This is a genomic window from Stutzerimonas sp. NM35 (assembly GCF_054604355.1).
Genome location: NZ_CM137728.1, coordinates 206,043 through 232,268, shown reverse-complemented (window position 1 = coordinate 232,268; position 26,226 = coordinate 206,043). Strand labels below are relative to the sequence as shown.

The following is a 26,226-nucleotide window of genomic DNA, read 5'->3' as shown; positions in this document are numbered from 1 at the left end:
GCGGGGATGCGCTTAAGCTCGAAGCGGCTTTGGTTGTTATGTTGTCGAGTATCAGGCTACTGGGGGCGAAACACATCCTCCTGTTGCTACGGAGTAGCATGACTCATTATGGGTATCATCAGCGGAGCCGACGAGTGTCCAAGATTAACAGACGCCAATGCTAAGACGGCGCAAACACTTGAGCATATACCGTAGCCAAGAGTATCGATAGTTAGCGAGGGCCACGATAGGCTCAGGGCAAGCCTGCCCGAATTAATGCTCGAACAGAGCTTCGCTGGCCTTCCCGTAAGCCAGCTTCGCAACAAGTTTACCGTTGTTAAAATGAAGCAGATCCAAACCCCGGAGATACGCTGGCTTGCCGCCTAATTCAAGGTTGCAGCGCCAACTAACCATTACTTTACCTGCTTGTTCGTCAATGAATAGGTCTTCGCCAACGTATTGCACCCTGCCAAATGTTCCATCAAAAAATGGTTGGAGCGCATTGCGGATAGCCGTAACCCCAGAGTGGCGCCCACCATAGATATCTTCGAAAACCGCATCATCGGTAAAAAAATTCATGGCTGCGTCCAAATCAGCTTTGTTGTTCGCATCAACAAACCTAGAAGTCGCTTGCTCTAAGTTTCGCTTTTCAGATGACATTACGTTTTCCTCTTGGTGTGTGGATTCATCGTGCCGAAATCAACCCAAAAGCAACGGAGCTGATTTAACCCTAGTTAATAAAGTGCGCAAACTTGAGCTATAATCTATCTGTTGTTAGGCGACAATCTATTATCAACCATGTAGCCAAGCGCTAGCCGAGACGGAACAGAGGGGCGAATAACCCTGGGTGACGCTCGATAAGGAAAGCCTGTAAAGATGATTTCTACGACCCCTCATAACCCATCACTGCCTTTATCTCAAGGAACTCCTCAAAACCGTACTTCCCCCACTCTCGGCCATTACCAGACTGCTTATAACCGCCAAACGGTGCGGTGAAGTCGAGTGCCGCCCCATTGAGATGTACGGCGCCGGTGCGTAGTTGTTTAGCGACCTTCCGAGCGCGCTCCAGGCTTCCGGAACTAACATAGCCAGAAAGCCCGTAGCAGCTGTCATTAGCTATCTTGATCGCCTCATCATCATCGCGGTAAGGCATGATGCATAAGACGGGCCCAAAGATCTCTTCTTTAGCGATCTGCATCTGATTGTTAACCGCACTGAAAATAGTGGGCTGCGCAAAAAAGCCAGACTCGATCCCCTCTGGACGTCCCAAGCCCCCACAAATCAACTTGGCTCCTTCGGCCACGCCCTGCCGAATACATTCCTGCACTTTTTCATACTGCATTGCGCTAGCCAGAGGCCCCAAGTTGGTATCCGCATTCATCGGATCACCGACCATGATTTCCTTGCAGAACTGTTCGGCTAATCGTTCGACCTCATCTATCCTCGAAAGCGGAACCAACATACGAGATGGAGCGTTACAGCTCTGCCCGGTGTTAAGCATCATTGTGCTCACACCGTGCTTAACTGCAGTCTCCAAATCAGCGTCATCTAAGATAATGTTGGCGGATTTACCACCCAATTCGAGGGCGACACGCTTAACAGTCGGTGCCGCAGCTATCGAAACGAGGGTACCTGCTCGGGTGGAGCCGGTGAAGGAAACCAGGTCCACGTCTGGATGGGCAGCTAGGGGAGCGCCCACGCCAGGGCCGTCGCCATTGATTAGGTTGAACACCCCAGGCGGAACTCCAACTTCATCGAAGATTTTAGCAAGCAAATAAGCAGAAAACGGAGCGATCTCACTTGGCTTCAATACCATCGTGCATCCGGCCGCCAACGCGGGCGCCACTTTCGCAGCGATTTGGTTCAATGGCCAATTCCAAGGTGTTATCAAACCACAAACGCCAGCTGGTTCCCGTATCACACGAGTCGTTCCGAGGGACTCCTCAAAATCATAATCGCGCAATATGGAAGTTGCCGTGAGGAAGTGCCCCAGACCGGCCGGCGCCTGTAGCGGACGGGATAGCTGGGCCAGCGGAGCACCCATTTCCTCAGTGATAGCCTTGGCGATCTCATCAAGTTTGGACTCAAATGCTCGGCATACCTGGTCTAGCAGATCAAGACGCTGATCTCTGGTTGTACGGGACCAGCCGTCGAAAGCTTGCCGCGCAGCCTGCACTGCCAGATCAACGTGCTCCTCGGTGCCCAGCGAGATGACCCCGACAATCTCTTCATTCGCAGGATTTATGACTTCGGCTTCACGAGCGCCTTTCGGCATCACCCATTGCCCGTCTATATAAAACTCTCGGTAATCACGCATTGCCATTTTTTCCCTTGAGATAGCTAGCAACCTGATACCCAACCTCCCGACCGCTCTCTATCGCGCCGTCTATAAAACCACGCCAGCCGTTTGCCATGTCGGAACCAGCGAAGAAGAGTCGTCCTTCGCGCTTCTGCAACTCGGTTAAATAGCGAGTTGTCTGACCCGGTCGATAAGTGCACCAAGTGCCCTTAGAGAATGGATCGAGATTCCAATCGTAGCCATAGCTGGACGTGACCTCCACGCCTGGGAGAAGGGGTTGCAGGGCCTTTTCGACCGCTTTGCTATCATTAATGTCGACCAGTTTCGGATCGGCGGAAAAAGCGATAAGCAATGTACCGTTCTCACCGACGTGGTCCGTAAACACCGAAGTGAAAGGCGTTACATCGTTTCTAGCGGGCGCATAGGTCATTACGTTACCTACATCTTGCTTTATACGAATGTAACCCTTAACACCCTTACCCGCATGGCCTTGGGAGGCAATTTCTGACTTTGCATCAGAGAGACGCGGACTGTACTCAACGTCACCCATCGTGTTTAAAGGCACTGCCATGACAACTGCCGATGCCGCAATTGTGCCCTCTTCAGTGGTGATAAGTACCCTATGACTGTCTTGCTTAACTTTTAGCACAGGCGTTGAAAGCTGAATTTCCATATCACTTTCAGCAACCATGGCCTCCAGAAGACTCACGGTACCTGATTTAATTTTATATCTGGCAATTGAGTCGAACATAGTGGGCATGTTGAAGTTGCTGAGTGCAAACCAGCGCATAATCTCGCTATAAGCGATCGTCTCTGGGTAGTTATGTCCATTACCGCTAAGCCATGAATCCATCATGTCTTTTTGCTCGCGGGTTAGGGACAGTTTATTTAAGTACTCAGAAGCTGACAACCCATCCATCTCCTGGAGCGCTTTTTTTGCAAAGAAAGGATCGAAGGGACGTGGGTAGATGTTGTGCGCTTCTTTGTAATATTCAGTACAAGCGGCGCCAAATATTTCGAACGCCTCTGCCGCCGGCGCTCGCTTCACCTGATTATCAGTAACCCAAATAACAGTTTCAGGACTAGCGAGACCGACGGTTTCCTCGATTTCTAATCCATAATGCATGACCTCAGTCCACACATTAGGCTGGGTCCAGTGTACCCAAGTACCTCCAAGCTCCACCTTCTCACCATCGAGCTTAGACGTAAACGTGCGGCCACCTAGGCGACTCCGGCCCTCAAGCACTAATGTTTTCAAGCCGGATCGGCTCAACTCCCTTGCAGCCGTTACCCCCGCAAACCCACCTCCGATCACGACGGCATCGTAATCTACGTTGCTTTGCAGCGGACCAACTCTTTCTTTATCCGCCCCCTGTGCCGTAGCGGACAGTGATAGGATCTGAGAGCCAACGCCTGCAGCAGCAGCACCAATAACGGCACCGCCAAGAAATTTGCGTCGCGATACACCGTCCTTGCTTATATCACCCTTATCGTTAGCCATGTTATCTTTACCCCTTTCTTATTTTACAAGCCGTCGCTTGGACGACCGGCTAGTTGGACGTCTGATTCAGCATGCATATTACGTCGCGCCGATCTTGCTCATTCTTCAGGCCGGAAAACGCCATTCGGGTAAGCGGATAGACCCCCATTGGACTGTTAAGAAACGCATCAAGATGTTCTACGGTCCAGGTGTCGCCCGACTTACGCAGTGCGGAAGAAAACTTATAACCCGGCACTTTGCCAACCTCCCGGCCAACCACACCGTGAAGATTCGGCGCCGCAGGTCCGTGTTTCCCTGTATTGTCATTGCTGTGACAAACCGCGCATGTCTGAAAGATCTTTTTACCATTATCTGGATTGCAATTTTCACTGGCTGTAGCGACAGAAGAAGTAGCCCCAAAAAACAGCGCCCCCAGGCACAACAACACGGCTTGAAACTTTTGTTTTATCATGATCACTTAATCCAGTTATAACGTTGGCTAACCTAATATTTCTTTCGCTTCGCGTCCGGCGCGGAGACCACTCTCCACCGCGCCATCGATGTTGGCGTGCCAGCCGTTACTTGTTTCCGCGCCCGCGAATAAAATGCGCCCTTCAGGTTGCTGCAAGTCTGTCAATCGACTCAGTTGGCCGACACCATAGGCGGCCCATGCGCCCAATGAAAACGGATCCGCAGTCCAATCGTAGGCAGCTATTCCTAGAACTTCCACGCCGGGAAACAGTTTCCGGATTTCCCTAGTAACAGCATCACGATCATTCACGTCGATTGTTTCTGCGCGCGCGATGGTAATCGACAGTATTGTCCCCAACTCATCGCCGTAGTCGTGAGTCTGGACCCAGTTAAGCGGCTGTTGTTCATCAGCGAAAGCAAAAACTCGGCCGAGATTTTCTTTAACATGAACATAAAGCTTAGCGCCTTTACTGAGCTGCCCTTCTTGAATAAAGCGCTGTTTACCCTGCGATAGGGCCGGAGTGAATTGAATGTGGCGATAGGTATTGAGCGGAACCGTCATGATAACTGTTGCGGCGGTAATCGTTTCACCATCGTCAGTTTCGATGCGAACCCCGCCGGCTATTTGCTCCGCTGAGATAACCGGCACGTTTAATCGGACCTCGGCACCGCTATCGTCCAACATGGCCTCGATTAAACCAATAGTGCCTCCCTCTATCCGATAGTGAGTCTGCGTGTCCATAAAAGCGCTGTAGCTCCACCCGCCACAGGCAAATAACTTGAGAACTCCAGGGAGACCATATTTATCTGTGGTCTCACCAGCATAAAGCGCCATGAAGCTATTAAGCTCTGCTCGCTGGGCGCGACTCAGCTCCAGCTCATTTATACGATCCAAGACGGACAGCTTATCTAGCTTACGGGCTCGCTCGGTAAACATGGGCTCATGTGGCCGCGGAAATGCTTCCCAGGCGTCATGGCACATCTTTTCGAAAGCGACTTTGATGTTCGTTCCAAATACTTCAGGCGAAAGCTCTTCAACGTTTCCGTCGTTATACATAACTAGAGTCTTGTCTAGGCTTGCTAGAGGGTCTTCCACTACCCCTCGACCGTAGCGTTGCATTTCCGCCCAAATGTGAGGCTGCAACCAATGGACCCACGCTCCGCCAAACTCGATTTCCTGGCCGGCAAAATGGGAAGTGAACGTGCGCCCACCCAGGCGCGATCGTGCCTCAAGCAGAAGAGTTCGGTAGCCTTGATGGCCACATTCACGCGCAGCCGTCGCGCCAGCGAAGCCGCCACCAACCACGATCACGTCATAATCAAACTTGGTCGCCCGCTTGGAAGTGCTGTTCTCGGAAGCGGTTGCAGATGCAATGAGCCCAAGCCCCGCAGCACCGGCCGTTGCTGCCGCCGCGCCTCCAATAAAAGATCTACGACTAAGGCCTTTGTTTAGTTTGTCATCCATTAACTGACACCTTTAGTATCGTTGTAATTCTACTGAACCGATCAAACTAGCAAGCCGCTTATTCACCGAGATACGCCACAGCTGTTATTTCTATAAGGGTCTTATCGCTCACGAAGTCGGCCACTTTCACACCGGCTGCGCTAGGCGCCACTACCCCTTTATACGCGGCAGTTCTAACGTCTAGAGCTTTGATATAGGTTTCGTTATCGGTCTTGTAGTAGATAGTTTCACTGACAACGCTACTAAAGTCTGCATCATGAGCGGCCAGGATCGCACCCAGACGCTCATAAATAAGCTGCATTTGCTTGTTAGCATCATTGGCGTATACTTCATTTCCCTCTTCATCAACGGCTGTTACGCCACCGATATGAAGAAACCCGCCCGCCTTGACTGCAATTGAAAAACCGTATTGCTGCTCGAATTCAGGATTGAGGTGAAAAGCTTGCTTGGGCTCTGCCGCAAGCAGTTGTGTTGAAGCTAAAGACATAAGGGCGATCAGGCAAACCTTGCTACCTGTGCCGAATTTTTGAAAGAAAGATAACTGCCGCAGGCGTTGATTGGTGACGGTCATTACACATACCCCTTTTGTTTTGTTGTTTTGTGTTTCAAAGCCTATCTCATCGATGGGCATCGACGTTTGACCTAGCGCGCCATTTCACTTAACCGCACACGCCATTATTACCGGATTTTGACACCGCAACCGCTAGCGCAGCTCTTCAGAGTACACATCCCGGTACTGCTTTGGCGTCAATCCTGTCCAGCGACGGAACGCGCGACTAAAAGCACTGAGCTGCGAATAACCTAGCTCCGACGCTATATCGGTAAGCGAGCTGTTATTTTTCCTAAGGAGATCGACTGCTGCTTGGTGACGGACCTGATCCACTAGATGAAGGAAATCGACACCTTCGTTATTGCAACGTCGTTGCAGGGTACGCTCACTCATATGCATAGCGCTGGCAACTTGGGCCAGGGACGGCACACCAGCCTGAAGTTGACGACCCACAATCTGGCTGATTTTTACCGCAACGCTATGTTCGACTCGCCGCTCCACCAGGCGCTCACTGAGGTAACGGAGAGAAAGCATGTACAGCCTCTGATCGGCATTCACGACTGGCTTGGCCAAGACAGAGCGGCAAAACATTACTGCATTGATTGGTTGCTTGAATTTTGGGGCAGTACCGAAAAAATCTTCATGCTCGCGAGTGAATCTTGGCGCAGCGTGTTCGAAGTGAACCAATCGCGGTTTGATATCCGTCCCAGTCGCCTCGCGAATCATGGAGGTAATCGCAGCGAGTGAAAACTCTGAATCCTGACGACGATGTGTGATCCCAGAATCATTCAGACGATACGAGAGGCCGATAGCATCTTCAGTTTGAACAAGTTGCTCTTCTACTGCTTGGGAAAAAACGTTGACGAAGCCTGCCATGACGTTGAGTGCGGACAGTACATTTGGCGCATTGCGCACTGCATGGCCGAAAACCCCCCAATTACTGCACTTGAGCCTCATTGCCATGTGCAGCCCGATATACTGATCTTCCTCAATAGAGATAAGCTCAAGAAGCTCAACGAATTTACGATCCGTTATTTCGGCGTCCGGGTCGTCTAGTACCAGCCGGTCAATACCAAGGCGCTCCAAATAAGGCTCTACAACCTCACGAAACGGGCTAAGGACTGTCTCAGATATTTGTGTTGAATCTTTCGTGCTCATTTAATCGCCCTCGCCATCAGCCTCTCAAATATGTGACGCCGCATCAGCGTGCGTGAGCGATCTACAGCAAGCGCACGCTCGGCCCAACCGTCAGTTTACGAGACAGCCAAGCGAGACTGAAATGCATGCAGGTATCGACCCGCTCAGACTGTCCGATAGGTTAACCGTGTTCCCGGTTAGCACATGCATACAGGCCTCGCTAGGTAAGCGCTTTGAGGTTAGAGACGCTCGATCACTATTGATGTTATTTAGCGTTAACAAGGCATCAACATCCCCCGCACAACCGAGGCCGCAACTGCTTGGGCACCTAGAGACGATCCAGCATGGCCGTTCGACCAAGGATGATGAGATTAGATGGGAACGGTCCGCTCGCACGTCGCCCCTGCAAGGACCTGTCTCTTCTGACAGCGGGGTTGCGGCGTCTTGATTGGTAAGGATTATGTTTATCGACCGCATGAGTGAGCCATGTCTCTTTCGCTGCGGCGGAATCGCGAATACGCGCCTGGAGCGGCTTTAGCCGCAGTTATAAGCAGGCGGCCTTACTTGCGTTCGTTGAACTAGACGGCACCCCAGCGTTCAAGCGGCAGCATCGGTGCGTTGTCGCGCACGCTTCAATAACCTGGCCAAGGTTACATCGAGCCAGAGGCGAGCCATATCGGGCCTAGTTCATCGTATTGCGGCAAGGCTAAATCCGGAAGCCACCCACGAGCTCTTTGAGCCGAGTGGATTGCTGCCTTAAATCAGCGCAGGCGCCCAGGGTCGACTGCAGATTTTGGACGCCTACTTGGTTGAGCGTGTTTATCTCCGTAATGTCTTGATTTAGCGATTCGATTACTGAGGTCTGCTCCTCGGTGGCCGCCGCCACCGACTGGTTCATCGCGTCGATCTCGGCAATGCTCTGGGTCACGCTGGCTAGTCGCTCGCCGGCCTGATCGGCGATGTACGCGCTTTCGTCGCTCTGACGCCGGCTCTCAGTCATTAGGTATACCGAATCCCGTGCCCCGACCTGAAGTTTCTCGATCATTACATGGATTTCGTGAGCGGAGGCCTGGGTACGATGCGCCAAGCTGCGCACCTCATCGGCCACGACTGCAAAGCCACGCCCAGCTTCACCGGCACGGGCCGCTTCGATGGCAGCATTGAGCGCGAGCAAATTAGTCTGAGCTGAGATTCCCTGGATTACATCAAGAATATGACCTATCTCGGCAGTTTGACTATTGAGGGCCTCAAGCTGGGCGCAAGACGCGCTGATATTGGTAGAGAGCAGCTTCATCGCGTCGATATTTTGCTGAACAACTTTGCGGCTCTCCTTGGCTTGATGGCTGGCAGCACCGGCCCGCTGCGAAGCGTCAGCTGCGTTACGGGCGATTTCCTGGGCAGTTGCGCCGAGCTGGTTGACTGCTGCCGCGACGCTGTTTACCCGGCTCGCCTGCTCGTCAGAGTTGGCCATCGATGAGTTAGAGGCATCCAGTACTCGCTGTGCCACTTCGTTTACCTGCAACGTTGTGGAGGAGACTTCGTGAATCGATTCGTGTATACGTCCGACGAAGCGGTTAAAGTCCAACGCCAGCTTTCCGAACTCGTCCCGTGAATGTACGGCGAGGCGGCGAGTGAGGTCGCCCTCCCCTTCGGCAATGCTAGCCATCGCCTGGCTCATGTCCGTGAGGGGACGCATCAACATTTTTATCAGCATGCCTAGCAGCGTTATGACGAGCACCACTGCAATCAGGGCAGCTAGGAATGCGGATATACGGAAATCTGAAAGCGCCGCGTAAGCTTTTTCCTTACTCACAGATATGCCTACGTACCAAGTCACAGAAGGCAAGCCCTGGACGGGGCTGAAGCTGAGGATGCGCTGCTGTCCATCGAGCTCCGCCTCGATAAATCCACTTGTCACCGAAGGCGTATTGTTAGGATACAGCTCGGCCAAGGTTTTCATAACTTTGGTCTGATCCGGGTGCACAAGTACCTTGCCTTCGCTGCTAACTAGGAATGCATAGCCCATTCCGTCGAAGTTCAGTGTGTTGATGATATCCACCAGCACCTTAAGATTAATGTCGCCGCCCACCACGCCGAGGCTCTCGGCTCCGCTTTGCGCAGGCGTTGACGCAGCAATGACCAGCTCTCCAGTCGAGCCATCACGATATGGTCCGGTCAGAGTAGTCGTTCCAGACTCGAGCGCATGCTTGTACCAAGGCTCTAATCGATAATCAGAGCCAGCCTCCATGCTGAAGGAAGGAAAAATAATCAGCTCTCCATCACTCCTACCAAGGTACGTGAAAGCGAAAGCCGAGTTGAGCGCTGGCTGTTTAACGAGCGCTTGAACTTCTATACTCGAACTATCGCGGGCAACGGTCTGGGCTGTGCTTTCTAGCAAAACCAGACGCCCAGCAAGCCAGTTGGCAATGTTGCTAGCGGCTACGCCCCCCATCTCATCTAGGTAGCTCTCGAGCTTCGCCTGAATAACCATGCGTTGCGAAAAATCGTTGTAGAGAGTAAACAAAGTGAAAGCGGCGATGACCACCGATGACGCGGCCACCAATATTTTACGGCTAAACTTTAGTCGACTAAGTATGGCGCGTGTCCGAGGGATTTTCTGGGTCATATGCAAGCTACGTCCTTATTATTTCTTATCTGAGACACTTTCTTCAAATAGCCACTTAGGCGCAGGATCAAGCTAACTCATCCAAGCCTACATATGCCCAAGCGTTGATAATTATACCGGTTTGGTTGGGATAGCTCGCGCTTTGCTACCGGCTTCCTTATTCTCAGGAAGCCACTTAATCGTTAAAGAGCCTCGTCGCCTGCAAGCCAAATAAAATGACCCGAAGGCAACGTTTAAATAAGCGCTCCACAGCAGCTGGTATTTAACTTATCACCTGCTGAATAACAAAACATCTTTACATCCGAAAAACGGAACGTTTTCTAAGGAAAACGCCCGCATTCATGTGCTCAGAAAAGCTCAAGCGGGTAGGAGATAACAAGGCGGGTTTGGGTAAGATCACCGCCAGTGCTACCGTCACCCGAATGCCAAGATTGGACCAGCCTAGCGGTAAGATCTTTGACCGGCCCGCTTTCGGCAACATACTGAGCGCTTAAATTAGTCTCACGCTCCTTCTCAGACTCCCCATAAAGACCGAAGTAGGCCGAATCGGAGCTGACACTGCTACCATCGATGCCATGGCCACGTATATGCCTAGCCATTAACGTCAAACCTGAAACTCCAAAGCTTTGCATGTTTAGCTCGTAGCGAACCTGAACTGAGCGCTCATTCGGAGCATTGAAGTCCGACAGTTCAGCAGCGTTCGCCCAGTATAGCCCGTCGCTATATACTCCTGCTCCAACACCAGATTGTCTGCTGCCTATCGCAGCATAGTCAAGAGGTTGGTCACCATCATTACGCTGTAACGCGACGACAAACGTGTGCGCCCCTGTCGTAAATGCGGAGGAGAGCGATGCAGCTGTCACGTTGATTTCGCCTGCTTTCTCCCGACCTGAGTCGAGGCTACGATATATATTAAAATCGAAAGTCAACGCCTGAGTATCAGAAAACACATGTACATAGTTAACGCCTGCATAGTACTGCGCCATCACGTCCTCATACCGAGAACCATACAGAGACAGTGATAGATTATCTTTAAGACCGTACGTACCTCCAACATAGTCAACTTGGGTGGTACTAACTCCAGCGAAAGCCAATCCAAGCTCACCATTTCGATTTGTGGAAAGGTAACCAGTTCCAGACGTAAAGTGGCCCGCAGAAATAATCGAACCTTCGACGTCAGCGCTTTCTATCATCCAGCCCACTGCGGTTTGGTTAAGCTGATAATAGCTTCCAGTAGCAAAGACCGGGACCTGCGGCTGCAGGTCTCCATACCTTAGTGTAGTATTTGAAAGGCGAACCTTTACACTTCCGCCTGCTTTACCGTAATTGTCAGCAGGCTGGCCGTTACCTCGATAAGGCAGAGTCATTGAGCCCGTACGACTGCCGCTTCCATCAAGCTTCACTGCACCATAAGCAAAAGCATCGATGCCCAAGCCAACAGCACCCTTGGTGAAACCAGACGTGAAATCTAACATTTCACCTTGCGTCCAATCGCGTTGCGCCCCTAAGTCTCCCGTCTGGTGCCAATAATAGTTGCGAGAGAGCAAGGTGAGGCGACTATCTTCAACGAACCCAGCAGATTCGGACTGACTATTTGCATAGCTAAAGCCTACCGGAATTATCAGGAGTGCGGCTCCGGCGAGCTGACTATACAGGGAGGTATTCTTATTCATTTGTTGCTCCCAAGATTCTACAGATTAGAGGTTATAGATTTTGGTGGCGAATTCGGGGAATCCTAATAGAGACCAGGCGGGATTATTAGGCCCCCGATCTGACCAGCAGCCTGTCACAGACGCCAACCGCTCGATCACTTTCGCTGCGTAGTGACAATTCTTAAATGGCGCACGGTGCTACGCTCAACTCAGCTAATCAATAAGTCAATTTTTAATCTCACCTCCTAGCCTCTAACATCAAACCATAATCACCGTGTTTCGTTGGCATCTATTTGCTTTTAGACAAATAACAGAACAACGTGGAGGATGATTTGATATCATCACTGGGCAGCATTTTCAGCCTAAAAGAGAAGTTGACGCTTGCAACGAGCTCAGCCATCTCAAGATATCGCCGGAATCAGTCACATCGCCATACTTCTGGTGTATGTCATATAAAGCTGCATCGTGCGGAGGTGAGGCGCGGTCAGCACAGCAATCAGCTGGCACAAGAACATTAAAGCCAGATTGAACGGCATCCACGGCAGTCGCGCGTACGCAGCCTGAAGTTGTGGCCCCGGTTATCACAACAGTATCCGTGCCGGATCCGGCTAGGAGAGTGGCTAAGGTGGACCCAAAGAAAGACGAGGCGCCCTTTTTAACAACGACCATATCCGATGGCTGAATCCCTGTAGCTTCATCAATTTCCACCAAGCGCGTTCCCAAAACCAAATTGGCCATGCCCGACGCTTTTTTCAGCCAAGGAAGTACCGCCACTTCTGCCGGATGGTAAGCGATGGTAGTGAAAATAACTGGAAAGCCCAGCTGTCGGGCGTAATCACATATTTCTTTCGTGCGCGCAATTTGGCCGGCGGCGTTAAACGCCGTGGGATATTGCTCGTCAGTGAACCCATACGAGAAATCTACTACAATTATTGCTGGTCGAGACCCTCTAGGTACGGGCCGCCCGAATCCTGCAGTATCATATATATTAGCCTGAGACATTTTCTCTCCTTAATACAAGGGCCGCTCTGTAGCGTTCATCTTGCGTCGAGTTGGATTTCCTTAACTACGATATCGCCAGCGATGACAACAGGCGCGTCATCAAGGAACAGCGAGCAATTTCGCAATGGAATATCGAGATGACAGGCTGTGTCATTTAACCCGCCAAGTTCATTATTTGGACCAGTAGAGAACATGACATTGCCGTAGAAACTTCTCGCCTCCATCCCCATGCCGCCAGGGAACTGGCCGGGCACAAAGTTATGCCACCTTGCATAAGGATTCATGCCCCAACCAACATGACTCATTCCCCTTCCCTGTGGGTCATTGAATGAATCCATGTACGCGCTGACTATATCCGCCTCGAGACCGCCGCGAATATCGGTAATCCACCCCTTCTCGATCGTATATGTAATCGGCTCCCTAACCATAAGCAGCTGCGGCAAAAGGATATCGCCTGGCGCGACGACAATTGTTCCGTCTACTCCATCGTCGTCGCCGCCCGTAAACACGAAACCTGAGGGCCAGTGATCCCAGCGTCCAGGTGTATCCGTACATGCGTATTCCGCAACGGTGGGATATGTGTTTAATTTATAAGTTACATCCGTACCATAAGGCGATGTGATTCGCATCACCTTAGCTCGGTCTAGCAACTCCGCAGCAATAGTCACCTTCTCGCGGAGTTCTGGAAATGGTTGCAATCGCGCTAGTAGTTCAGGTGGCTCCACGGCAGTGAGAATGCGAGTTCCCGCTGCTTGAATTGCCATTTGCTCAGGCGAGAAAAGAAGAAATATGCAATCAATGAGCATGTCGCAGTTTTTCAAAGCTTCGACAGCGCCAGGCATATCCGCCAAACCAGTGACACCTACGGCCCACCCTTCTGAAGGTAAAGGCGCCGGCAGTCGCATATGAAACATCTCGGCACCAAGCTGCCGCCCCGCAGACATAAACGCATCCGCATAAGCTAGACGGTCGTTTCCTTGGGTTAGAACGATAAGACGCTCGCCGTTCCTAACTCCCGACATCCTGAGTTGGTGTAGGCATATTTCTGTGAAGCTTAGGTGATCCATCCTAGGCCCCCTTTGCGTCATCGGTGACAGCGCCGAGGAATCCTTCCAAATCGTCCCAAGGAATCATGTGTCCGGCATTTTGAACAGTATAGGTCTTGGTCTGTGGTGCGAGACTCTCGAACTCAGCGATATCTTCCGCGCGGATAACATCCGCTCCGCCAGCTACAATCAGTCGGATAGGAAGCGTCAACTCTAACAAGTCAGCGTGTATATCATCTGTATGAAAACCATCGAAGGCTGTTTTGATGGCCGTATATTGGCAAGTGTGTAGCCACTCCGCGCGGAGTTGGATCTGTTGATCTGTCCAAGTTGGGCAGAAGACTCGCATCTCGTCAACAGAGCAGCCTTTTTGGGCTAAGCGTATGGAGTCGGCATACCATGGCCACTTTGCTGGATATTGCCGTCTCCCTGGCCCAGAGACAGGCGGATCTACAAGAATTAGCTTCGAGAATAACTGCGAATTCTTGCGTGCTGCACGGATCGCGATACGTGCTCCCATAGAGTGCCCTAACACAACAACAGTACCCCCCATCCGTTGGACCAGGGCTACAACATCATCCGACATCGCGTCCAAGGAGTAATCGAGGTCGCCTGCTTCACTCAATCCTCGGCCTCGAATGTCGAGAACATGCACGTCGTAGAACTTTGACAGCCGTTCTGCCACGAATCCCCAAGTGATCGCGGGCGAAGTGATTCCAGGAACCAAAAGAAGCGGCTCACCATTTCCCGGAAAATGAAGGATGTGTTGCCGAATCCCATTGGCATGTACGTTGTAACCTTCCATTAGTACGCCCCCGACAAAAGGGCGCCACCGCCTGGAACTCGTGTGGGCAAGTTCAATGCTTTCAACATTGCCCACGTCGTAGCGACTGCAGCTGAAACAACTGGCTTTCTGGTCTGGGCCTCAACCATAGTTATTGCTGACAGTGACGGCATTTGAACGCATGCGGAAAGAACGATCGCGTCAACGTCATCCGTTCTCATCTTGGCCACGATGTCTGGAAGATTCATTGGATCGTGTGCGGCTACTGCAAGATTGTCGGAGATTTCTAGCGCCCGATAATCTCCAACTTCGATGCCCTCGTTCCGAATATAGTCAACGACTAGCTCAGTTAGCGGCTTCATATATGGCGTTACAACTGCTACGCGCTTGGCACCAAGCGCACGAATACCATCCACAAGCGCTCCCGCCGAGGTAATAACCGGCGTTTTAGCATCGTTCTGCGCAGTGACTGTTTGGAGACGTTCGGCCGAAGCGCGATGATAACCGTGCCCCATGGACATGATGGCGACTAAACAGGCATAACCCATCACATCGACACGCGCGTCAGATAGCTCGAGCGCGCAACGGTCGCTGTCCCCATCCATCCGCGCCAATTCTTCTTTCGTTACATGTTTCATTCGCATGCGAGAGGAGTGAAACGTGAACCGCTCAGGAGCTATTAATTCCCTTGCCTTCAGCAAAGCAGGTATCTCCGTCTCCATAGTGATGTTGGAGCTAGGTACGATCTGCCCGACACGAATGATAGTCATTATCGAAACCCTCTTTTATATAAAACATTTAATTTAGTCGCCAATAACCCAGCACGTGTTATAGGCATGACCGGCGAGTTAGAATGAGCCCGTTCGTTTTGTAGCTGCTAGCTAATCCGGTATACCGACCGGCAGCGCTAAACAGCTAAAGTATCGCTCTCGTACTTGGCAGCGACTGTCTATTGAGCTGTCATTACCGACCCTTCAAACCATGAAACAAGTAAGCGCGCGATGTCACTGCTGTTTTTTTCTGACATAAGCATGTGATTGTTCCCTAAAATCCCATGCTCCTCTAAAAGGAAATGAGTGACATCGTAATTTAGATCTTTTAGATAACTAACAGCTTTACTATTAGCTTCCCTCATCCAAGTCGCCTGCCCTGTCACAAAGCAGATCGGCCTATCAAAAGGATCATGGGAACCGGACAGCTCCGCCGCGCAAAGTCCGTTATCAAATACTCCAAACGAATGCTCTAATCCCGGATATCCAAGCGGCTCTACCGCAGCAACGGCTTTGACTCGATGCCCACCGATAGCCGCCAGCGCCCAACCACACGGCCCGCCTGCTGAATGCGAAACCAAAATCGTATCACCGGTGACTTCAAACAATTTCGGGGCAATCGCTTCTACATGTTGTTGAGCTGCGGTTAAGGTTGTGGCCATTACACCTTGGCTCGCCATGAACCTATCACCGGCAAGCGGCTCGTGATCAGGCCATTGATCGTGACTTTCTGCTTGTGCCCATAGACCCAAAGTTTTGGGATCGACGAATCTTTGATAAAGAGTTTCGTAATCTGGATGAGGTGTATGGGGCCCTAAAACATCAGTATTCCAGCCACTACGGCCGTGACCCGGCCTGTCTAGAACAAAAACCGAAAAGCCAGCTTTCAAAAAGTCATGTACCCACCCAGGGCGCCCGTCAGGGGTGGTCAGAAATTCCGATCCTTGCCCACCACCACCATGTACAAGCGTAATAGACAATGGATGAGGGTTGACAGGTTTGAACCATTGCACGTAAGCATTTATACCTGGAAAACTCCGACCATTGCACGACAGCGGGGCACTGGTAAGAAACATTCCACCAAAGTCGGCCAGTTCAAGATTGGTCGACGGCGCGGTTCTGAATGCCTGCTCGTCTAGCATTATATCTAGCACTCCTACTCACTATTACTTGATTTAGTTTAGCTAAGCTAAGCTAAGCCTAGGTTCATTTCCGTCTGTCACCCTCAGCCAACGAACTGTGCGACGCTAAACCCAAAACGAACGATAGCGCCGGACCGGGTTCCGCAAAGCACTAATCCGGCACGATCAACTTTCGCGTATTACAGGAACGTCTCCATGTGTTCTGGGAATCGGAGTGCGTCGCGCATTCTGTCTACATCTTTCGAGATAGCCCTAGTGTTGTCCACCCACTCGTCTTTGCCTACACCTTGCTTCTGGTGATACAAATTACGAAGGTTATCGCTGGCTCTCGGGGAAACTAACTCAATAAATTTTCTACGACGGTCGGCTTCAAAAACATCCAGGACTTCTTCGCTACGACCTTCATGGATAATTTGATTTAGCGCAGCTGTTAACGCAAACGCATCAAACATACCACCCGTTAGGCCAAGCCCTCCCGTCGGATTAGTCAAATGGGCTGCATCGCCAATTAACAGAACACGACCCAAGCGCATGGTATCTGCAACCCGCTGGTGCATACGGTACGGCGAATAGGCAACCACCTCATATGGATCGTCAGTCGGCAAAAGCTTGTTGAACATCTGACCGATACGGTCTGAAATACCATCCATGGGTAAGTTCGGATCCTCCATGAAAGTGACCCGCCATAGCGAATCACTATCAATACAGCATATAACTGACCCGTAGACGTCATCCACCTGCATGGTGGTTTTACCAAAACCTAGACTGTCGAAATCAAACTTTGTATTTGTTGCAACGTATCGCTGCGGCCATGTTATGCCAAAGAAGTTTTGCTTCATGACCTGTTGCCGAACAAAACTGTTAGCGCCATCGGCACCAACCAGCCATCCACCCTCAATAACTTGTCCAGCGAACTGACCACCAAGTACAACCTGAACCGAATGGGAACTAATCTTATAATCAACAACGGGCGATGAATACCGAACTTCCACATTTGGGAGGGCTTTAAGATGGTTAATCAATATCTTAGAAAGCTTGTCCTGTCCTAAATGAAGCGCATATGGCAACTCGACCTCAGATTCGAGGCATTTAAGATCCCAGAAAATCATTTCGCCAGTTGAGTGCACACGCCATGCAAAGTTCTGCCTCATTAACCCTGCTGCTATGCAGTCGTCGAGCACTCCTAGACGTTTAAGATGAGGCAAAACCGGGAAGTGGTAAACAAGCGCGCGTGGGCTATCACTGGGCTGACTCTCAGCTTCTAGTACCGTTACATTCGCACCCGCCTTGCCTAATCCCAAGGCAGTTAGCAGCCCTACCGGGCCGCCGCCGACAATAATGACGCGCTTATCAATACTCATCACTTACCCTCTTATTAATTTGATTTCCGATCCCTACCGGGATGAACGAAACGCATTGCACGAATCCGGCCTCCCCCATATGACGTAAGCCGGCCGTTAGCGTAATTATATGGCCGTATATATATGTGTGTCAAACCAAGGTTGGCTGGCTTATTTTTCATTCAGTTCAGAAAATGCGTGGTTGAAAAGTTATCTGGTTTGATTATTTAACCGACATAACGGAGATCAATGCCCTTGGTCTCTTTCCAGCATGCCACCACAGCAGCCCCTACTAAGACCATGGCCACTACGTATAAATGATATACCCACCCGTAGCTTAATTCCGTTAACCATGAGTTGAGGTAGGGAGCCGTGCCTCCGAAGACTGCAACGCCAATTGACAATGAAACGCCCATTACCCGTGCTCGGTATTTCGTGGGGATTTGCTCAGTGATAGTCGCTGGCATTGTCCCGCCTATACATGCGACCAAAGCGAGCATACCGCCCTGTGCCACAAATAACGTCCAAGCCTGATCCGTTATCATAGCCATAGCCGGATAGTTCAAGAGGGCAACGGAAAGGAAGTAAAATATCGTTACAGGTTTGCGGCCAATTTTGTCGGACACGTATCCCCAACACGGTACTGCAATCAAATATACAAGCTGAGCTAGGACAGTTGCCGTAAATGCATCACTTGGATTCATTCCCCTCTGGGTTATTGCAATCACGAGCGCATACCCAGTCCAGATATAGAATGGTATCCCTACCCCGGCTTGGTAGAAGAAAATACCCACCGACCGCAGAAAAATTTTCTTGCTAGTCCATTCCCTAGGTGTTTCTGCTGCTAACCGTGAGCTGTTAGCTTTGGTTGCAAAATCCTCAAGCACTTCGCTCTCCATCATGTTTCTCCTTAAAAAAAGGACAACAATGGTAAGGAACGCGCCCAATGCGAAAGGAATCCGCCAGCCCCACGCATTCATATCTTCAGCGGATATAGCATTTGTAAGGAATGCGCCTACGAGGGACGCTAGAAGACTTCCCAGCCCAGCGCTGAAGTACATGCTGCTTGACCACAAGCCGCGTCGCTCTTTAGGTGCAATTTCCGCTAAATATGTGTACGAAGCCGTGGCCTCTCCCCCGTGAGCGAAACCTTGGAGCAATCGGGCCGCCAGGATAATCAAAGATGCCACGCCTCCAATTGATTCATATGACGGCGCGAGGGTAATAATAAGACTCCCGATACCCATCAGCACCATAGATATCAGCAGTACGCTTTTGCGACCGTATGAATCCGCGAGAGTACCGAAAACGATCCCGCCGAGGGGGCGAGAAATAAATCCAACTGCAAATATAGCCAATGTTAAAAGGAGCGCGGAGCTTGGGTCGCTCGGATCGAACATCGCCTTCGCAATATATGATGCAAAAATTGCGTAAATGGTCCAGTCGAACCACTCAAGTATGTTGCCAAGACCAGTAGCGATCATCGAGCGCGTACGCAGCACACCACCCAGTGCTTGGGTGCGTGCAGGTTCGCTAGGAGTTGTTGTTGTTGTAATATTTAACATTTAACTAGTCTTCCTATGGACTCAGCCATGACAGTCGTGGCTACAGCTCGGCCCACCCCGTCACTTTTAAATTGAGAGTTCGGCCACACGTTAAGGACCAGCATTGCATCATTCTGATGGGTTTCGTCTGAAAAGTCCGGCTACCCAAGATTTTATGACCGGCCAGATAAGCGACCGAAGTCCGACAGGCGCGTTTTTTCGCTCAGTTAACGCTCCTTCGCGCAACAGTTGCTCTAGATTTTCTCCAAACATAGAAGCAAGACGTCGAACCGTTTCGATGACAATTCCGCCGCGCCCAAATTGAGCCAACGCTCCGGTGAGCTTCCATGCTAAACCTACATCTATGACTGAGCCCGACTCACCGTTTTGTCTTACCGTCCAAATGATCCGACCCGTAGCGGTGGAACCAGTCAACGCATCCCGACCCCCTACCGTCATCCAGCCTTCCCGGCGTTCATCATTCATTTCGTAAGTTCCATCGCCATTGAAATGGGCCCTAATTGGGCCTAGAGCCATGTGCATTTTTCCAGTTACTTCGTGTTCAGTTAAGCTCACAACCTCTGCCCCAGGAATACAGCTAGCGGCAGTCTTAAGGTCCCGCATAACTGCCCATGCTTCATCTGGCGGGAGGTCGATTTCCACACTCTGTGAAATTGAGTTTGGAAAGTCGTCGGCCTTAGCATCTCGCTTCAAGCTAGGTTCAGGCTTCGAAGATTCGTCAGTTTCATTGGCAACGGACTGAATAGCCTCGCGTTCCTGATGAACCACGACCGGACTTGCACTACCGGTCGGCACCTTTCCACAACTTACTGAACGAATCGCATCAACTATTCCTACATAGCCGGTGCACCGACATAGATTCCCCGCTAATTCGCGCCGAATGCGATTTTCATCAACGTCTCCCAGTCGCAACACAATATCGCGTGCCGTTATAAGCATGCCGGGGGTGCAGAACCCACATTGCAAAGCGTGCTTTTCACGGAAAGCTTTCCTCACATAGGACATCGTAGGGTCATCTTGAAACCCTTCAATGGTGGTGATATTTGAGTCATCGCAATCAACAGCAAAAGCAATACATGAGCGCTGAGGTTTGCCATCGATAAGAATCGTGCATGCGCCACAGACTCCTTGATCGCACCCGAGGTGTGTGCCGGTAAGGCGAAACTGCTCTCTTAGAACGTCCGCAAGCACATCTCTCGACGTGACTGTTGCGGCAATCTTTTCACCATTTACCGTGAGCGTGATAGAGCACGCGGACTGGTCTGGAATAACCTGGTTAATCATCATTTGTAACCCTCAATCCGCCTTATAGCTCTTTCGACCATTGTCAGGTGGATAGCTAGACGATCAGCCTCAACCTCCCGCAGCTTGCTTCGAATTTCCTTTTTCGCAACTTTCAACATCGTTTCTGGGTCGGCTGAGCCTAACTGATTTGATGTTTCCTTGAGGAATAAGGGCGGTCCATCCATTCCTCCGAGAAATGCGCGCGATACCCCTGTTGATGGATCAAAAACTACCGCACATATGGACTTGGCGAATTCGCCGGTTTTTTGGCAAAACTTCACATAAGCCCATCGAGCCGTCGCTGATAGCTTCGGAACCTCAATGCTCGCAAGGATTTCATTACGCTCAAGAGCATTTACGAAAGGAGCGATCATGAGCTCTTCCACTGGGACTTGGCGCTTCCCTTTAGCACCCTGAATGTTGCAAACCGCACCGATTGCGCTCAATGATGTTAACCAGTCCGCTGCAGGATCGGCATGGCACAAAGAGCCTCCTATGGTTCCACGGTTTCGAACGGCGCGGTACGCAATCCCTTTCGCGACATAAGAGAGGTACCGGCCAGTAACGTCTGCAGAATTCTGATCTTCTAGTACGGCATGTGTCACCGCTGCGCCGATGCGGATAGTTTTTTTCGCCTCTTGAATGTCCTGCAGCTCTGGTAAACGGCGAATCGAAACTAAATTATTTGGCCTCGCCAATCGAAGATTCATCATGGGCACTAAGGACTGTCCTCCTGCCATTGGCTTCGCCATGCCCTCTGAAACGGATAACATTTCAACAGCGCTTGAGAGTGAGTCGGCTCGCTCATAGTCAAATTTAGACGGCCTCATAATTTTCTCCCGCAGCTGCAATTGCATTTAGTATCCGTGGAGGCGTCATTGGGAGAGTGCGGACTTTGGCCCCCAACGGTAAAAGTGCATCGTTTATTGCGTTAGCAATCGCAGCTGCGGCAGGGATCGTGCCGGACTCACCGGCACCCTTCACGCCAAAGCTTGTATGCGGAGATGGACTCACGAGGTGATCGAGCCGGAAGCGGGGCACCTCCGCTGCGCCAGGAAGCAGGTAATCTAGTAGCGTCGATGCAAGTGGTTGGCCGTTCTCGTCGTACGGACTTTCTTCGAAAAGCGCTGTACCAATCCCTTGAGCGGCGCCACCGATGGTCTGGCCTTCCACGATCATAGGGTTAATACGCTCTCCGCAGTCCTCGACAATTACGTAGTCGACAATATTAACTTGACCTGTTTCTGTATCGACTTGAACCTTAACTGCGTGTGTACCATAAGCGAAGATTCCGCTATCAACCGGTACTTTGTAGCCTTCGGTAACCTCAAGGCTTTTGATATTCTGCGCACACGTTGGAAGCAAATGCGGTTTCAAATAGAACATGTGGGCGATTTCTTCAAAACTGACGCTTTGATCGCCGATGTAAGCAGCCCCTTCGTCAATCTCCACGTCATCGGGATTGACTTCACCTAGCAGTCCCGCAGCGACAGTCCGAATCCTATGATTCAGAACTTTGGATGCCGCCTCTATCGCGCCTGCGCCAATTACTGCAGATCGGGATGTGAAAGATCCGACAGAATGAGGTGTTAGCTCGGTATCCCCTAAACGAACCTGAATCTTGCTTAGTTCAAACCCGGTCGCAGTGGCCGCAACTTGAGCAAGGGAGGTCTCAAGCCCTTGACCGAAACCTTGGAGGCCCAGCTTCACTTGCAGGGTTCCATCAGCGTTAACTTTAAGAGTTGCTTGATCTAACCCGGGGACAACTGGCATACCCCAAGATGAAAAGAAGCTCGCGCCGTTAGCCGTCTGCTCGTAAAACGTTGCAAAGCCAATTCCTGTTAAGGTTCGTGGCGAAGCCAAACAAGAGGATTGCTCTGATCGGAACTTGTCGAAATCTATCAATTCTCGGGCGCGTTGAAGGCTTTTTCCGTAATCACCAACGTCGAACATTTTTCCCGTAACATCGTGAAACGGCATAGACTCAGGCGGAACCAAGTTAAGCGCACGAACATCGCACGGCTCACGGCCAACGGCGTGAGCTACCGCGTCAATCACTGACTCAATCGCAAAGCATGTACCTACCCGCGCGATACCTCTGTACGGGCAAAAGCTGGGCTTATTGGTAGCCACGACATTCACCCGTGATTGGTAATGGGTGATTTGATACGGGCCAGGTAAGTTGCTTCGCGCGGAGTAGCCTTCCAGAACGGCCGTGAATGGCCAGGTGGAATAAGCGCCATTATCGATGCATATGTCGGCATCCAAACCAACAAGCCGCCCTTCGGGGGTCGCGTAGCCAGTCAGCTTGTACTTGGCTTGTCGAGTACATGCCCCAGCCACCAAATGCTCACGCCTATCCTCTACCCAACGGAAAGGCGTCCTATGCTTAAGCGCGAGCCAAGCAACAACAATTTCTTCGGGAAGGAGCTGAAGCTTATATCCGAACCCACCACCAATGTCTGGTGGAGTGACCCTTATCTTTGATTCAGGAATTCCGAGGAACTGGGCCATTCCGCTACGTACCGGATGGGGGATCTGTGTCGACATTGCGAGCACCAGCTGGTCCGCTTCGAAATCCCAATGCGCCACGATCCCCCTTCCCTCGAGTGGATGGATCGTTTGACGTGAAAGCTCGACCTCGACGTCAACAACAACTGGCGCTTCTTGTGCGAGTGAAGCTAGATCCACCTCAGTTATCATTTCTACAAAGCTGTTATTTGTCCAGCCTTCATGAAGTAGCGGCGCATTGGGTGCAAGTGCCTGGCTAACCGTGGAGAGCGCCGACATCTCTTCGATATCAAGCTGCACTTCATCCGCTAAATCTTCCGCTTGAGCGCGGTCGAGAGCCACGCAAGCGGCGATCGGCTCGCCGACAAACCTTACGCGGCCGGAGGCGAGAACCGGGCACTCGCTGTGTTGGTAACCGGGCGTGGTAACTGGCGTGGTGATTGGCTGAACCCCGACAAGATCAGCATTCGTAAAAACCCGGTTTTCCAAATATCTGGGCTTAATGATTTGGCGAATAACGCCATGCGCGACGGGACTTCTAACAAAAACGACTTCCAGCATACCCGGGAGCCTGATGTCTCCTACGAAGCGCCCGCGCCCTTGAAGATGTCGCTCATCCTCGCGCCTTTCGACTCTCAACCCGATTGAATTTGTCATAGGGGCTGTATCTCCCATTTGCGCAAGACTCAAAGCCAATCCCCGAACTGGGACAGCCAATTTATTATATGTATGACGGTATAATTACTGCCTAATGGTGTCAAGCACAGCCGATAGGATTTTCAGCTTCGCAATGCGATACCCGGCCTGTCACGTTTGCTGGCCGACAGCGCAGGTAGTTAGCACACGCGAATAGGGCGAGATCTCGGCACAGATCGCACGGACCTGAAGCTCGTTAGGGATGGTCTGAAAAAGACTTCCCGAATCTGGTGAAATACGCCGATCCCGTTGCCCGAGTTTCCCGATGAAGCAAATGACCTTCGCCGACGCCGAGTACGCCGGCAAGCGCAAGCAGACCCGCAAAGAGTTGTTCCTGATCGAGATGGATCAGGTGGTGCCGTGGAAGGGTTTGATTGCCCTGATCGAGCCGCACTACCCCAAGGGTGAAGGTGGTCGTCCGGCGTATCAGCTGATGGCGATGCTGCGCGTACATTTGATGCAGAACTGGTTCGGCTACAGCGATCCGGCGATGGAGGAGGCGCTGTACGAAACCACAATCTTGCGCCAGTTTGCCGGGCTGAACCTAGAGCGTATTCCCGACGAAACCACCATCCTCAATTTCCGTCGCCTGCTGGAGAAGCACGAGTTGGCGGCCGGGATTCAGGCGGTGATCAATGGTTACCTGGGCGATCGGGGCCTGTCGCTGCGCCAGGGCACCATCGTCGATGCCACGCTGATCCATGCGCCGAGTTCGACCAAGAACAAGGACGGTAAGCGTGACCCGCAAATGCACCAGACCAAGAAGGGCAACCAGTATTACTTCGGCATGAAGGCTCACATCGGCGCGGATGCCGAGTCAGGTCTGGTGCACAGCGTGGTGGGGACGGCAGCCAACGTTGCTGACGTTACCCAGGTCGACAAACTGCTGCATGGAAAGGAAAACATGGTCGGCGCCGACGCGGGTTACACCGGCGTAGAGAAACGCCCGGAACATGAAGGCCGGGAGGTGATCTGGCAGATTGCGGCCCGCCGCAGTATGTACAAGAAGCTGAGTAAGCGCAGTGCGCTGTACAAAGCCAAGCGCAAGATCGAGAAATCCAAGGCCCAGGTGCGCGCCAAAGTCGAGCACCCGTTCCGTGTGATCAAGCGCCAATTCGGCTACGTGAAGACACGCTTCCGTGGCCTGGCGAAGAACACCGCGCAGTTGGTGACACTGTTCGCGCTGTCGAACCTGTGGATGGCGCGCCGACATTTGCTGACGAATGCAGGAGAGGTGCGTCTGTAATGCGGGAAATGGCCGGCGCGAGGTGCTCGCGCCGGCTATAAATCCGGAAAGAGGGGATGATTTGATCGTTTTTTAGCCGAATCACCGTTTTGAAATCGGCAAGGGTTGGAGTCAGCCAGAAATACCTGACTACTTCAGACCATCCCTAACTCGTTCCTGGCGTTGAATACAATGAGCTTTGGTAAGACGGTATTGTTCTTTTAATGGATATTAAGCAGCTTAAATTTCTTGTGGCCCTCGACGAGGCCCGCCATTTCGGACAGGCGGCTTCGCTCTGTCATATCACTCAGCCTACGCTTTCCATGAGGCTGCGCAGCCTAGAACAGGAGCTGGGGTTGTCCCTAGTGGACCGAGGACAGCGCTTCGAGGGTTTTACTCCCGAGGGCAAACGTATCCTTGCGTGGGCCCGCACGCTTCTCGCAGCGCACGATGGATTACAGGCGGAGGCCTCCGCCTGCCGTGGGCAATTGGTAGGCACCTTGCGTCTAGGGGTCGTACCGTTGTGCGGGTTCGATCCGATGCGGTTAATCTCAATCTTTACTGCAAAATACCCGCATCTCCGTTTCCAGCTTTTCGCGTTGAGTAGCGAACAGATTCTTGAACGTCTCAGCAGCAACCAGCTAGAGCTGGGTCTGTCGTACCTCACCTCACTTGACCGGACCCATTTCACCAGTCTAGAGCTGGCTGAAACGCGTATGGGATTGCTCTATGACGACCGTTATTTCACTTTCGAAACGACTGAGCTCGGCTGGGAAGCGCTCGTCCGGTTACCGTTGGGGCTGCTATCGGGCGGCATGCATTTTCGCCAATCGATTGATCACGGCTTTCGTAGCCGCGGTCTTGCGGTCAGTCCACTACTGGAAACCGACGCTGTGCACATCCTCCTACAGTCTGTTCAGGCTGGCTTATTCTGCGCAGTGATACCGCTGAACAGCGGCTTGGAAGGTCATCATCAGCATCTTCGCCTGGTTACCATTGAAGATGCTCAGACTTTGGCCCCGCTAGGCCTTATTCTCCGGCGAACCGCACCTCGCTCGGCGCTTGGCGACGCTTGTTTCGCTGAAGCCCAGGCGCTGCTAGGCAGGAGTCAGATCCCATGACCCGTAACCCATGGTTTGGCTGCTGATCTTAATAGATATGCTCGATCAAGGGATCAAGCGTAACGATTAGACGCCGTTCAA

General features: G+C 51.6%; 21 protein-coding genes. 2 read left to right on the top strand and 19 right to left on the bottom strand.

The features are described 5' to 3' along the window. Positions 1-252: 252 nt before the first annotated feature. The 19 genes from ACYCFC_RS01035 to ACYCFC_RS00945 form a co-directional block, all read right to left on the bottom strand. The gene (locus tag ACYCFC_RS01035; protein WP_064613883.1) at positions 253-639 is read right to left on the bottom strand and encodes a nuclear transport factor 2 family protein; all 387 of its coding nucleotides are present in this window, start codon (positions 637-639) and stop codon (positions 253-255) included. Between the two features lie 223 nt (positions 640-862). After that, positions 863-2,296 carry an aldehyde dehydrogenase family protein gene (locus tag ACYCFC_RS01030; RefSeq protein WP_064613884.1) on the bottom strand — a complete coding sequence of 478 codons (1,434 nt, stop codon included), beginning with the start codon at positions 2,294-2,296 and terminating at the stop codon, positions 863-865. After that, on the bottom strand, positions 2,289-3,779 hold the full coding sequence (locus tag ACYCFC_RS01025) for a flavin monoamine oxidase family protein (protein WP_256050241.1): 1,491 nt from the start codon (positions 3,777-3,779) through the stop codon (positions 2,289-2,291). The genes ACYCFC_RS01030 and ACYCFC_RS01025 overlap by 8 nt, the downstream gene beginning before the upstream one ends. Positions 3,780-3,828: 49 nt before the next feature. Beyond that, positions 3,829-4,230: a c-type cytochrome gene (locus ACYCFC_RS01020; protein WP_082916852.1), complete on the bottom strand. Its 402-nt coding sequence runs from the start codon at positions 4,228-4,230 to the stop codon at positions 3,829-3,831. 27 nt (positions 4,231-4,257) lie between these two features. Further along, a complete protein-coding gene (locus tag ACYCFC_RS01015) occupies positions 4,258-5,694 on the bottom strand; it encodes a flavin monoamine oxidase family protein (RefSeq protein ID WP_256050242.1) in 1,437 nt (478 codons plus the stop codon). A gap of 58 nt (positions 5,695-5,752) precedes the next feature. Beyond that, positions 5,753-6,325 carry a RidA family protein gene (locus ACYCFC_RS01010; protein WP_256050243.1) on the bottom strand — a complete coding sequence of 191 codons (573 nt, stop codon included), beginning with the start codon at positions 6,323-6,325 and terminating at the stop codon, positions 5,753-5,755. A gap of 72 nt (positions 6,326-6,397) precedes the next feature. Beyond that, complete coding sequence (qhpR, locus tag ACYCFC_RS01005) at positions 6,398-7,402, bottom strand: AraC-like transcriptional regulator QhpR (RefSeq protein WP_064613886.1); 1,005 nt, start codon at positions 7,400-7,402, stop codon at positions 6,398-6,400. A gap of 685 nt (positions 7,403-8,087) precedes the next feature. After that, positions 8,088-9,977 (bottom strand): methyl-accepting chemotaxis protein, encoded by a 1,890-nt coding sequence (locus ACYCFC_RS01000; protein WP_256050247.1) that lies wholly within the window; start codon positions 9,975-9,977, stop codon positions 8,088-8,090. Positions 9,978-10,354: 377 nt separating this feature from the next. After that, on the bottom strand, positions 10,355-11,680 hold the full coding sequence (locus ACYCFC_RS00995) for an OprD family outer membrane porin (protein WP_312224489.1): 1,326 nt from the start codon (positions 11,678-11,680) through the stop codon (positions 10,355-10,357). A 336-nt stretch (positions 11,681-12,016) separates the two neighbouring features. Next, a complete protein-coding gene (locus tag ACYCFC_RS00990; protein WP_181086762.1) occupies positions 12,017-12,661 on the bottom strand; it encodes an isochorismatase family protein in 645 nt (214 codons plus the stop codon). Between the two features lie 35 nt (positions 12,662-12,696). Next, on the bottom strand, positions 12,697-13,728 hold the full coding sequence (locus ACYCFC_RS00985; RefSeq protein ID WP_181086763.1) for a M29 family metallopeptidase: 1,032 nt from the start codon (positions 13,726-13,728) through the stop codon (positions 12,697-12,699). A gap of 1 nt (position 13,729) precedes the next feature. After that, entirely contained in the window at positions 13,730-14,512 is a 783-nt protein-coding gene (locus ACYCFC_RS00980) for an alpha/beta fold hydrolase (protein ID WP_256050245.1), read from the bottom strand. Beyond that, positions 14,512-15,261: a maleate cis-trans isomerase family protein gene (locus ACYCFC_RS00975; RefSeq protein WP_446678078.1), complete on the bottom strand. Its 750-nt coding sequence runs from the start codon at positions 15,259-15,261 to the stop codon at positions 14,512-14,514. Before ACYCFC_RS00975 ends, ACYCFC_RS00980 begins: the two co-directional genes overlap by 1 nt. A gap of 179 nt (positions 15,262-15,440) precedes the next feature. Beyond that, positions 15,441-16,403, bottom strand: a complete 963-nt coding sequence (locus tag ACYCFC_RS00970) for an alpha/beta fold hydrolase (protein WP_181086765.1) — start codon at positions 16,401-16,403, stop codon at positions 15,441-15,443. 179 nt (positions 16,404-16,582) lie between these two features. Then, positions 16,583-17,764: a 6-hydroxy-3-succinoylpyridine 3-monooxygenase HspB gene (gene hspB / locus ACYCFC_RS00965; protein WP_064613869.1), complete on the bottom strand. Its 1,182-nt coding sequence runs from the start codon at positions 17,762-17,764 to the stop codon at positions 16,583-16,585. A 206-nt stretch (positions 17,765-17,970) separates the two neighbouring features. Continuing rightward, positions 17,971-19,308: an MFS transporter gene (locus ACYCFC_RS00960; protein ID WP_181086766.1), complete on the bottom strand. Its 1,338-nt coding sequence runs from the start codon at positions 19,306-19,308 to the stop codon at positions 17,971-17,973. A gap of 108 nt (positions 19,309-19,416) precedes the next feature. Continuing rightward, a complete protein-coding gene (locus tag ACYCFC_RS00955; RefSeq protein ID WP_256050246.1) occupies positions 19,417-20,595 on the bottom strand; it encodes a 2Fe-2S iron-sulfur cluster-binding protein in 1,179 nt (392 codons plus the stop codon). After that, positions 20,592-21,449, bottom strand: coding sequence for an FAD binding domain-containing protein (locus tag ACYCFC_RS00950; RefSeq protein WP_082916847.1), 858 nt, complete (start codon positions 21,447-21,449; stop codon positions 20,592-20,594). The genes ACYCFC_RS00955 and ACYCFC_RS00950 overlap by 4 nt, the downstream gene beginning before the upstream one ends. Then, positions 21,409-23,760 carry a xanthine dehydrogenase family protein molybdopterin-binding subunit gene (locus tag ACYCFC_RS00945; RefSeq protein WP_181086769.1) on the bottom strand — a complete coding sequence of 784 codons (2,352 nt, stop codon included), beginning with the start codon at positions 23,758-23,760 and terminating at the stop codon, positions 21,409-21,411. Before ACYCFC_RS00945 ends, ACYCFC_RS00950 begins: the two co-directional genes overlap by 41 nt. Positions 23,761-24,064: 304 nt before the next feature. Here ACYCFC_RS00945 and ACYCFC_RS00940 point away from each other — a divergent pair, with 304 nt between their 5' ends. Both ACYCFC_RS00940 and ACYCFC_RS00935 read left to right on the top strand, forming a co-directional pair. Beyond that, positions 24,065-25,045 carry an IS5-like element ISPst5 family transposase gene (locus ACYCFC_RS00940; RefSeq protein WP_181086770.1) on the top strand — a complete coding sequence of 327 codons (981 nt, stop codon included), beginning with the start codon at positions 24,065-24,067 and terminating at the stop codon, positions 25,043-25,045. 203 nt (positions 25,046-25,248) lie between these two features. Beyond that, entirely contained in the window at positions 25,249-26,145 is an 897-nt protein-coding gene (locus tag ACYCFC_RS00935) for a LysR family transcriptional regulator (RefSeq protein WP_064613876.1), read from the top strand. Positions 26,146-26,226 lie beyond the last annotated feature (81 nt).

Coding starts and splice junctions, on each gene's coding strand:
- ACYCFC_RS01035 (WP_064613883.1), bottom strand. CDS start 639: ATGTCATCTGAAAAGCGAAACTTAGAGCAAGCGACTTCTAGGTTTGTT.
- ACYCFC_RS01030 (WP_064613884.1), bottom strand. CDS start 2,296: ATGCGTGATTACCGAGAGTTTTATATAGACGGGCAATGGGTGATGCCG.
- ACYCFC_RS01025 (WP_256050241.1), bottom strand. CDS start 3,779: ATGGCTAACGATAAGGGTGATATAAGCAAGGACGGTGTATCGCGACGC.
- ACYCFC_RS01020 (WP_082916852.1), bottom strand. CDS start 4,230: ATGATAAAACAAAAGTTTCAAGCCGTGTTGTTGTGCCTGGGGGCGCTG.
- ACYCFC_RS01015 (WP_256050242.1), bottom strand. CDS start 5,694: ATGGATGACAAACTAAACAAAGGCCTTAGTCGTAGATCTTTTATTGGA.
- ACYCFC_RS01010 (WP_256050243.1), bottom strand. CDS start 6,325: ATGCCCATCGATGAGATAGGCTTTGAAACACAAAACAACAAAACAAAA.
- qhpR (WP_064613886.1), bottom strand. CDS start 7,402: ATGAGCACGAAAGATTCAACACAAATATCTGAGACAGTCCTTAGCCCG.
- ACYCFC_RS00995 (WP_312224489.1), bottom strand. CDS start 11,680: ATGAATAAGAATACCTCCCTGTATAGTCAGCTCGCCGGAGCCGCACTC.
- ACYCFC_RS00990 (WP_181086762.1), bottom strand. CDS start 12,661: ATGTCTCAGGCTAATATATATGATACTGCAGGATTCGGGCGGCCCGTA.
- ACYCFC_RS00985 (WP_181086763.1), bottom strand. CDS start 13,728: ATGGATCACCTAAGCTTCACAGAAATATGCCTACACCAACTCAGGATG.
- ACYCFC_RS00980 (WP_256050245.1), bottom strand. CDS start 14,512: ATGGAAGGTTACAACGTACATGCCAATGGGATTCGGCAACACATCCTT.
- ACYCFC_RS00975 (WP_446678078.1), bottom strand. CDS start 15,261: ATGACTATCATTCGTGTCGGGCAGATCGTACCTAGCTCCAACATCACT.
- ACYCFC_RS00970 (WP_181086765.1), bottom strand. CDS start 16,403: ATGCTAGACGAGCAGGCATTCAGAACCGCGCCGTCGACCAATCTTGAA.
- hspB (WP_064613869.1), bottom strand. CDS start 17,764: ATGAGTATTGATAAGCGCGTCATTATTGTCGGCGGCGGCCCGGTAGGG.
- ACYCFC_RS00960 (WP_181086766.1), bottom strand. CDS start 19,308: ATGTTAAATATTACAACAACAACAACTCCTAGCGAACCTGCACGCACC.
- ACYCFC_RS00955 (WP_256050246.1), bottom strand. CDS start 20,595: ATGATGATTAACCAGGTTATTCCAGACCAGTCCGCGTGCTCTATCACG.
- ACYCFC_RS00950 (WP_082916847.1), bottom strand. CDS start 21,449: ATGCAATTGCAGCTGCGGGAGAAAATTATGAGGCCGTCTAAATTTGAC.
- ACYCFC_RS00945 (WP_181086769.1), bottom strand. CDS start 23,760: ATGACAAATTCAATCGGGTTGAGAGTCGAAAGGCGCGAGGATGAGCGA.
- ACYCFC_RS00940 (WP_181086770.1), top strand. CDS start 24,065: ATGAAGCAAATGACCTTCGCCGACGCCGAGTACGCCGGCAAGCGCAAG.
- ACYCFC_RS00935 (WP_064613876.1), top strand. CDS start 25,249: ATGGATATTAAGCAGCTTAAATTTCTTGTGGCCCTCGACGAGGCCCGC.